At 50.2% G+C, this 8,393-nt stretch carries 6 protein-coding genes; 5 read left to right on the top strand and 1 reads right to left on the bottom strand.

Annotation, left to right across the window (positions count from 1 at the left end; genetic code table 11):
• The first annotated feature begins 298 nt into the window (after nucleotides 1–298).
• Complete coding sequence (locus I6E40_RS10090) at nucleotides 299–1,042, top strand: DUF4099 domain-containing protein (RefSeq protein WP_235386989.1); 744 nt, start codon at nucleotides 299–301, stop codon at nucleotides 1,040–1,042.
• A 523-nt stretch (nucleotides 1,043–1,565) separates the two neighbouring features.
• Here I6E40_RS10090 and nagA read toward each other — a convergent pair.
• The gene (nagA, locus tag I6E40_RS10085) at nucleotides 1,566–2,726 is read right to left on the bottom strand and encodes an N-acetylglucosamine-6-phosphate deacetylase (RefSeq protein WP_235386987.1); all 1,161 of its coding nucleotides are present in this window, start codon (nucleotides 2,724–2,726) and stop codon (nucleotides 1,566–1,568) included.
• A 247-nt stretch (nucleotides 2,727–2,973) separates the two neighbouring features.
• Here nagA and I6E40_RS10080 point away from each other — a divergent pair, with 247 nt between their 5' ends.
• The 4 genes from I6E40_RS10080 to galK all read left to right on the top strand — a co-directional run bounded on the left by I6E40_RS10080 (nucleotide 2,974) and on the right by galK (nucleotide 8,150).
• On the top strand, nucleotides 2,974–4,302 hold the full coding sequence (locus I6E40_RS10080) for a Na+/H+ antiporter NhaC family protein (protein WP_235386981.1): 1,329 nt from the start codon (nucleotides 2,974–2,976) through the stop codon (nucleotides 4,300–4,302).
• Between the two features lie 96 nt (nucleotides 4,303–4,398).
• Nucleotides 4,399–5,484 (top strand): aldose epimerase family protein, encoded by a 1,086-nt coding sequence (locus I6E40_RS10075; protein WP_235386979.1) that lies wholly within the window; start codon nucleotides 4,399–4,401, stop codon nucleotides 5,482–5,484.
• A 161-nt stretch (nucleotides 5,485–5,645) separates the two neighbouring features.
• A complete protein-coding gene (locus tag I6E40_RS10070; protein WP_235386977.1) occupies nucleotides 5,646–6,911 on the top strand; it encodes an MFS transporter in 1,266 nt (421 codons plus the stop codon).
• A 78-nt stretch (nucleotides 6,912–6,989) separates the two neighbouring features.
• Nucleotides 6,990–8,150 (top strand): galactokinase, encoded by a 1,161-nt coding sequence (gene galK / locus I6E40_RS10065; protein WP_235386969.1) that lies wholly within the window; start codon nucleotides 6,990–6,992, stop codon nucleotides 8,148–8,150.
• Nucleotides 8,151–8,393 lie beyond the last annotated feature (243 nt).

Below are 8,393 nucleotides of genomic sequence, written 5' to 3'. Positions count from 1 at the left end.
ATCAAACATCTTTGGTCAAGTGGCTTCATTTTTCAATGTAACTGTTTGATTTTCACCTTTAAAGTTACGAAAATATGCCACTTGACTAATTTTTTAACACTTATTTTGCTGGAAATCAACAAAATAAACTAACCACACACCCATAGTTTTCACTATAAAATACCCCTCTCATTGAGAATGCAACGCAATCTTAAATGAAAGAGCCGTGATTTTTACAAAGCAATAGAAAAAACATGCCTTAAATTTGCAGCGGAAAATGTCTATATTGGGCAAAAGTATAATTTTGAACACAAATAGTATGATTAATCATTTTGAAGAAAGCGAGATTCCATACGGTACTCTCGAACGTTTCGGACTCACTCAGGAGAATATTGAAGATCTTCCTGTTGATGTCCTTCAGAACATCTACAACGGTCGTCTCTCACTCGTATTACCTATTACTACTGAGGATGGCGAGACAGAAACCGCCCGAACAAGATTCAGCCTCGAACGCACTTCTGAAGGTGGAGTCGATGTACTCTTCTATCCAAAGCTCGATGAGTATGACCTAAACCTCTTCAACGAACAGCAGAAGCAGCGTCTTTTGGAGGGTAAGGCAATCATCGGTTACTTGGAGAGTAACGAAGAAAACAAGGAAGCTGGCGGTAAGCGATTCTTCCTGATTGACCCTGAAAGCAAGCAGGTACTGTGTGTACCTATGCCGGTCATCGGTCGCGACATGCAGTATGTAGCCGACCGCTACCATCTGACAGGAGCCGAAATGCAGAAATTGCAGAATGGCGATGCTCTTTCCATACTCAATGACGAAGACGAAGAAATTACCATGGGTATTGACCTGAACAGCAAGACTGGCATCCGTTTCGCAGCAGGTGACAAACAGACTTGGAAGCGAGAAGCCAAGCGTGAGTGGGACAAGTACAACTTCGGAGCCTTCGGATGTTGGGTAGCCGAGGGTGGCAATCTCGATTATGTTCATGAGGAGGACTATAGTGAAGAGATGTGGCAGGAACAGAAGAAGGTGGGTATGCGTTTCCAACGATAACACCTTTCTTTTTGTCAGTCTTCAAATTCATATAGTTCGAGTCTTAAGATTCGCGTAACGGCGCATTAAACTTGGACGTCATGAACCGCGCGTGCTATCGCCGCATCAGTTGTGTATGGTTTGTGCAAGAATCACAGGTAAATCCTCGTTTTACACTCTACACTATACCAATAAATCCTAACTTCCTCCCCAAACCCTACACTCTTATGGAACATCAGTTTGAATATTTCGCTTTTATCTCCTACAGTTCTCACGACACCGCTTGGGGAAAGAAACTGCCACGCAAATTGGAGAGTTACCAAGGCAACTTGTATTAGTTAGAAAGCCTTGAAGATAACTATTAGCGGTTTATGGCGAGAACCATCCGAGTGTGGCAACGTGCTACAGCAATATAGGAATGGTCTATGATTCTACTATCAAAACAATATTATTTTCCTGCATCGCAGAACCCAAAAATATCCCGGTTTAGCAGAAAACTAAACCGGGATATATCATTTCAATTGGAGTCGATTCTTGCAGCGCGTCAGAGTTCGTTTCTCACTTCACGTCCCATCTGCATGACATATTTCAGTTCAAGTGCTTCGGGAGTGTAGAGGACGATGTCTGCATCTTTGCCGGCTTCAAGCGTTCCCTTGCAATCCAGCACGCCCATGATGCGGGCGGGAGTTTCGCTGGACATGCGGAAGGCATCTTCAAGAGGAATGCCTGCCTGTTGCACGCAGGTTCGAATCAAACGGTCCATGGTGGCAATGCTGCCGGCAAGGGCGGAACGGTCTGCAAGTTTACAAACACCGTCTTCGAGAATGACGCGGGGATCAAATGCGGCGTCGCCATGGGTGCAGGAGCAGGCGAGAGAGTCAGTGACCAGTGCTGTTTTTTCAACGCCCTTGATTTGATAAATCATTCTCAACATGATGGGAGGCACGTGGATGCCGTCGGCAATCATTTCAACGGTCATGTTCTGTTCGGCAAAGATGCTCTCAACGGTGCCAGCCACTTTGAACTCGCGATTCTTATAGACCACGGGCATGGCGTTGTAGAAGTGTGTGGCGTGGGTCATGCCGGCTTCGTTGGCGCGATGCACGTCTTCGTAGGTGGCGCGGGTGTGACCGATGGAGGGAAGTACGCCGTGTTCTTTGCAGCATTCAATGAATTCAATGCTTCCCGGCAGTTCAGGGGCTTCGTCCCAACGTTTCAGACATTTGTATTTGTCAAGCAGAGGAGCATATTCGTCCTTCACGGGAGCCTTGATCCATTCGGGAATCTGAGCGCCTGCTTGTTTGGGATTGAAATAGGGGCCTTCGAGGTGCAGACCGAGCACGGGGCTGTCCGGTTCCGCCATCATTTTGTCGCAGGTTTCGCAAGCGGCTTCAATCATGGGGACGGTAGAGGAGGAGAGGGTCGGGAAGATGGCGGTGGTGCCGTTCTGAAGATGAGCGTTTACAGCCACGCGGAACGCCTCTTCTGTGCCTTCCATGAAGTCACGTCCGCCACCTCCGTGCACGTGCATTTCAATTCCGCCGGGGGCTGCAATGCAGTTCTTGGCATCAACCACTTCTGCACCTGCCACGGGAGCTGCGGAGGTGAGCACTTCCTTAATCTTGTTGTCTTCGACAAGAATTGAGCCGCCCTCGAGCCAGCCCGCGGGGGTCAGAATCCGGCAATTTGTGATTTGCTTTAACATAGTTGTGTATGGTTTAGATTTAATGGGAATTTTAAAGAAACGAAAGATGAAATGAAAAATTTGGGATTAGACGTATGCGATGAAATCGCGGAAAATGCGAAAGCAGCGCAGAGATTGTCTTGACGACACGGGCAAAATTAAGGATTTATGTTTGAATGGATGTTTTATGTTCGAGAAAACGTTTCCTTCAAGCGTTTTTTTTACTTTTGCCATGCAGAACAAGTAGCACAAAGGTCTATTTCAAATCATGATGAACGAAAAACGCACAAAAACTCGCAAAGGTTGGCTGGCATTGCTGCCGCTGCTTTTGTTGCTTCTCTTGATGGCAGTCTCGGTTTTTGGCAGCAACTTTGACAATCCGCTGCCCATGACCGTGGTTTTCTCCTTGGTGGCAATTTTCGCGATTGCCACGCTGAGAGGGTTCAGTTTTGACCATCGGATTCGCATATTTTCCTCCGGTGCCGGTGCACAAGACTTGTTGCTGATGGTTTGGATTTTCATCCTTGCCGGTGCTTTTGCGCAGGGAGCCCGCGAGGCGGGAGCGGTGGACGCGATGGTGGATTTGTGTCTGCGTTTCATTCCCGCAGAGTTCATCCTGGTGGGTCTGTTTCTGAGCGCGTGTCTTGTCAGCCTCTGTGTGGGCACGTCGGTTGGCACGATTGCAGCCATTGTGCCGGTGGCGATTGAGATGTCGGACAGAACCGGTGGTGTGTTGCCGATGTTTGTCGGCGCGGTGGTGGGAGGTGCTTTCTTTGGCGACAACCTTTCGTTCATTTCAGACACCACGGTGGCTGCCACGAAAACCCAAGGTTGCATGATGACCGACAAGTTCCGAGCCAACAGCCGTCTCGCTATTCCTGCCGCCATCGTCACCTTGCTCGTCTATTTCTTCTTCGGCGCCCACACCGTGTTCCCGTCTGAAAGCGTTGCGGGCATTGTTCCCGCAGGGCATGCAGCCGGTCACATCCTGACCATCCCATATTTTGCAGTGCTCATTGCTGCTGTTTTTGGTGCGAACGTGCTGCTGGTACTTCCGCTCGGCATATTGCTGACAGGCATTGTGGGACTTTCTTGCGGCACGCTCACTTGGACCTCCTGGATGGTCGCTTCGGGCAAGGGCATCTCCTCCATGGGCAATTTAATTCTTGTTTCCATGCTTGCGGGTGGCTGTCTTGCCGTGGTGAGAGCGGGTGGGGGACTTACGTGGCTTGTGAGGGGGCTGACGAAACGTGTGAAAACGCGGCGTCAGGCAGAGTGCGCCATCTCCGCGTTGGTTTCTGCCACCAACCTTTGCACCGCCAACAACACGATTGCCATTCTTTCCGTCGGAGAAATCGTGAGAACAATTGCACGCCGCTATAAGATTACTTCTCGCCGCTCCGCGAGCCTTCTGGATGTCTTCTCCTGTGTTGTGCAGGGACTGATTCCATACGGCGCACAGTTGCTCATGGCGGCAGGTCTGGCAGCCTTGAATCCGTTGCATATTATACCTTATATATATTATCCCATCGTGCTCGGCTTCATCACCATTGTCAGCATTTTGTTTGCCAAGTCGGCAAAGAGTGAGGAGATGTAAGAGATTTTTTGCCCGAAACCTTGGGTTTTTGAAAAGTTTTGCCCACTTTTGCAAAGTGTAGAATACATAACCAACCATAAATCATATCCTAAGCTTATGGAAAACGCATATCAGCCCATCAGCGGGCTTAAGAAATCAGACTTTCAAAAGCAGATTCAAGGAAAAGAAACAGACCTCTTCTTCCTCCACAACGCCAACAGCATGGAAGTCGCCATCACGAACTATGGCGGCGCGCTCGTGGCCATCATGGTCCCTGACCGCAATGGCAATTTTGCCAATGTGATTCAGGGACATGATTGTATTGATGACTGTGTGGCTTCGCCCGAGCCGTTCCTCTCCACACTCGTTGGACGCTACGGAAACCGCATCTGCCACGGCAAGTTCAAACTGAACGGAAAGGAATACAGCCTCGCCATCAACAATGGTCCCAACCACCTTCACGGAGGACCGACCGGCTTCCACGCTCGTGTTTGGGACGCTGAGCAAATCAACGACAAAACGCTCGTGCTCCGCTATGTTTCAGCCTACTATGAAGAGGGCTTCCCCGGAGAACTGAGCATGACGGTCATGTATTCGCTCTCCGATGACAATGAACTCAAAATTGACTATAAAGGAACAACCAACAAAAAGACGGTAGTCAACATGACCAGCCACGGCTTCTTCTCCCTCGCCGGCATTGCCAACCCGACACCGACCTGCGAAGACGTCATCTGCGAAATCAATGCGGACTTCTACATTCCCATTGATGAAAACAGCATCCCGACCGGAGAAATCCGCAGCGTCAAAGGAACTCCCTTCGACTTCACCACTCCCCACGCCGTCGGCGACTTCATCGACGACCTCTCCAACGAGCAAATCAAAAACGGGGCAGGCTATGACCACTGCTTCGTGCTCAACAAAAACGAACCGGGAGAACTCTCCTTCGCCGCAAAAATCGTTGAACCGAAGAGCGGACGCTCCATGGAGGTCTATACGACCGAACCGGGCGTGCAGTTCTATTCTGACAACTGGGCTGACGGCTACAAAGGACAACATGGTGCCACCTTCGGACGTCGCTCCGCGCTCTGCTTTGAAGCACAACACTTCCCCGACAGTCCGAACCGCCCCTACTTCCCCCCTGTCGTTTTGAAACCCGGACAGGTCTATACGCAAAAAACCATCTACAAGTTCGGAGTCGAATGACACTCCTATAAAGCATTGACCCTCGCTGCCACCCACGAAACGAATCAAGCGAAGGTCAATGCTTCTCTTGTTTTCTCCTGACGAAAAGAAAACAAAATCAAATCGCATTTCCTTCTGAAAACCAATCTTTTTACTAACTTTAAATTAATCATTACTTACACATGAGTAATCAACAAAAACAATGGGGAGCCATCGTCGTGATGATTGCGCTCTTCGCCATGATTGCCTTCGTGACCAACCTCTGTACTCCGATGGCAACCATCATCAAGAATCAGGGCGAAATCTCTAACGTGCTTGCCCAAATTGGTAACTACGGTAACTTCGTTGCTTACCTGCTGATGGGTATTCCTGCCGGTATGCTCATCTCCAAGTTTGGCTACAAAAAGACCGCCCTCATCGGTCTCGTGGTCGGAATCATCGGTATTCTCATCCAGTGGTTCAGCGGTCAGCTTGACGCAAAGGAGAATCTCGGTCTTGTCTTTGGCGTTTATCTCGCCGGTGCCTTCATCGCAGGTCTCTGCATGTGCATCCTCAACTGCGTGGTGAACCCGATGCTCAACATCCTCGGTGGTGGCGGCAACAAGGGCAACCAGCTCATCCAGTTGGGCGGTGTGTTCAACTCTACTGCAGCCGTGGCTTGCTACATCCTCATGGGTGCACTCATCGCCGATGCCACCAAGGCAAAGATTGACGATGCCACTCCCGCTCTGATGATTGCCCTCGCCATCTTCGTGGTCGCCTTCGTGGTCATCTGTTTCACCAAGATTGAAGAACCCGAACAAGCCCCCGTTCAGGTGGAACTCATCAAAGAAGCCATGAGTTATCGTCACTTCGCTCTCGGTGCTCTCGCCATCTTCCTCTACATGGGCATCGAAGTCGGCGTGCCTAACTTCGTGAACCTCTACCTCATTGAAACCGGAATTCCCGCAGGCACTGTCGGCATGCTCGTTGCCGTTTACTGGTTCATGATGCTCATCGGTCGTCTCGTCGGCGCCAGCATCGGTGGCAAAGTTTCCAGCCGCGTCATGATTACCACCGTTTCCATCACGACCCTCGTGCTCGTCCTCTTCGGCATGTTCGCTCCCACTAACATCACCGTGAACTTCCCGGGTGTCGATTGGGGTAAACTCGAACTCATCTGGCAGGAAGTGCCCCTCGGCATCTTCGCCTTCCTCCTCGTTGGTCTCTGCACCTCCGTCATGTGGGGCGGCATCTTCAACATGGCTGTGGAAGGACTTGGCAAATACACCGCCATCGCTTCCGGTATCTTCATGACCATGGTGTTCGGTTGCGCCGTCATGATGTTCATCCAGGCTTCAGTTGCTGATGCCACGGACTACATCACCAGTTTCTGGGTGGTTGTCTTCTGCGCTGCCTACATCCTCTTCTATGCCCTCATCGGCAGCCGCGTCAACAAACGCGCTTGATTCCGAAATCGGAGTCATTCGATAAAAAAAGACCTTAATTAACCAATCTGAATACTAAACCCTAAAAATCTAAATCCCATGAAACTTACAATTGAAGACGTTCGCAGCCGTTTCATCGAACACTTCGACGGCACGACCGGTTCTGTTTATGCTTCTCCCGGTCGCATCAACCTCATTGGCGAACACACCGACTATAACGGCGGTTTCGTTTTCCCCGGCGCAGTGCAGCAGGGCGTCATCGCTGAAATCAAGCCCAACGGAACTCGCAAGGTGCGTGCCTACTCCATCGACTTGAAGGACTATGTGGAATTCTCCCTCGACGATGATAAAGGACCCACCGCCACTCACTTCCGTTTCGTCTTTGGTGTTTGCCGTGAAATGATGAAACTCGGCGTGCCCGTGGAAGGTTTCAACACCGCATTTGCAGGTGACGTGCCCCTCGGCGCCGGAATGTCTTCTTCCGCAGCACTCGAAAGCACCTTCGCTTTCGCCATCAACGACCTCTTCGGCGAAAACAAGATTGACAAGTTCACGCTCGCCAAAGTTGGTCAGGCAACTGAACACAACTACATCGGCTGCAACTGTGGCATCATGGACCAGTTCGCATCTGTCTTCGGAAAGCAAGGCAGCCTCATGCGTCTCGACTGCCGCAGCCTGCAGTACAAGTACTTCCCGTTTGACCCGAAAGGCTACAAACTTGTGCTCCTCAACTCTCAGGTGAAACACGACCTCGCTTCTTCAGCCTACAACGACCGCCGCAAGAGTTGCGAAAACGTGGTGGCTACCATCCAGAAGCACCATCCTGAAGTGACTTCTTTGCGCGATGCGACCTACGATCTTCTGGATGAAGTTCGCAGCGAAGTGAGCGAAGAAGATGCACTCCGCGCCAAGTATGTCATTGGTGAGAAATACCGCGTGCTTGAAGTCTGCGTGGCTCTTGAAGAAGGAAACTACGAAGAAGTCGGCAAGAAGATGTATGAAACTCACTATGGCTTGAGCAAGGAATATGAAGTTTCCTGCCCCGAACTTGACTTCCTCAACGAAGTGGCTCACAGTTGTGGCGTCACGGGTTCTCGCATCATGGGCGGTGGCTTTGGTGGGTGCACCATCAACCTCGTCAGCGAAGACCTCTACGCCAACTTCATCGAAACTGCTAAGAAGGCATACAAAGAGAAGTTCGGCAAAGAACCCCTCGTCATTGACGTGGTCATCGGCGACGGTGCTCGCAAACTCTGCTAACACTGTTCAGACATAAATTGGAAAGTGACCGTGCATTACCTGATGCACGGTCACTTTGCGTTTTGTGGTTCGCGATGTGGTTCGTTTCACGATATGGTTTGTTTCGTAAATATTACTATCCTGTAAACGCACTGTTTTTTCGGACAGCACTTACTGCAAAATTATTGCCCCGTAACCATCCGAAATCAGCCGTCCTATGCGGACAAAAAAATCTCACGGGTTATCCGTGAGATTTTTTGTAAT

The organism is Prevotellamassilia timonensis (genome assembly GCF_021531665.1).
Classification (GTDB): Bacteria; Bacteroidota; Bacteroidia; order Bacteroidales; family Bacteroidaceae; genus Alloprevotella.
Note: the sequence above shows the minus strand (reverse complement) of the source record. Positions and strands in the feature narration are given on the sequence as shown.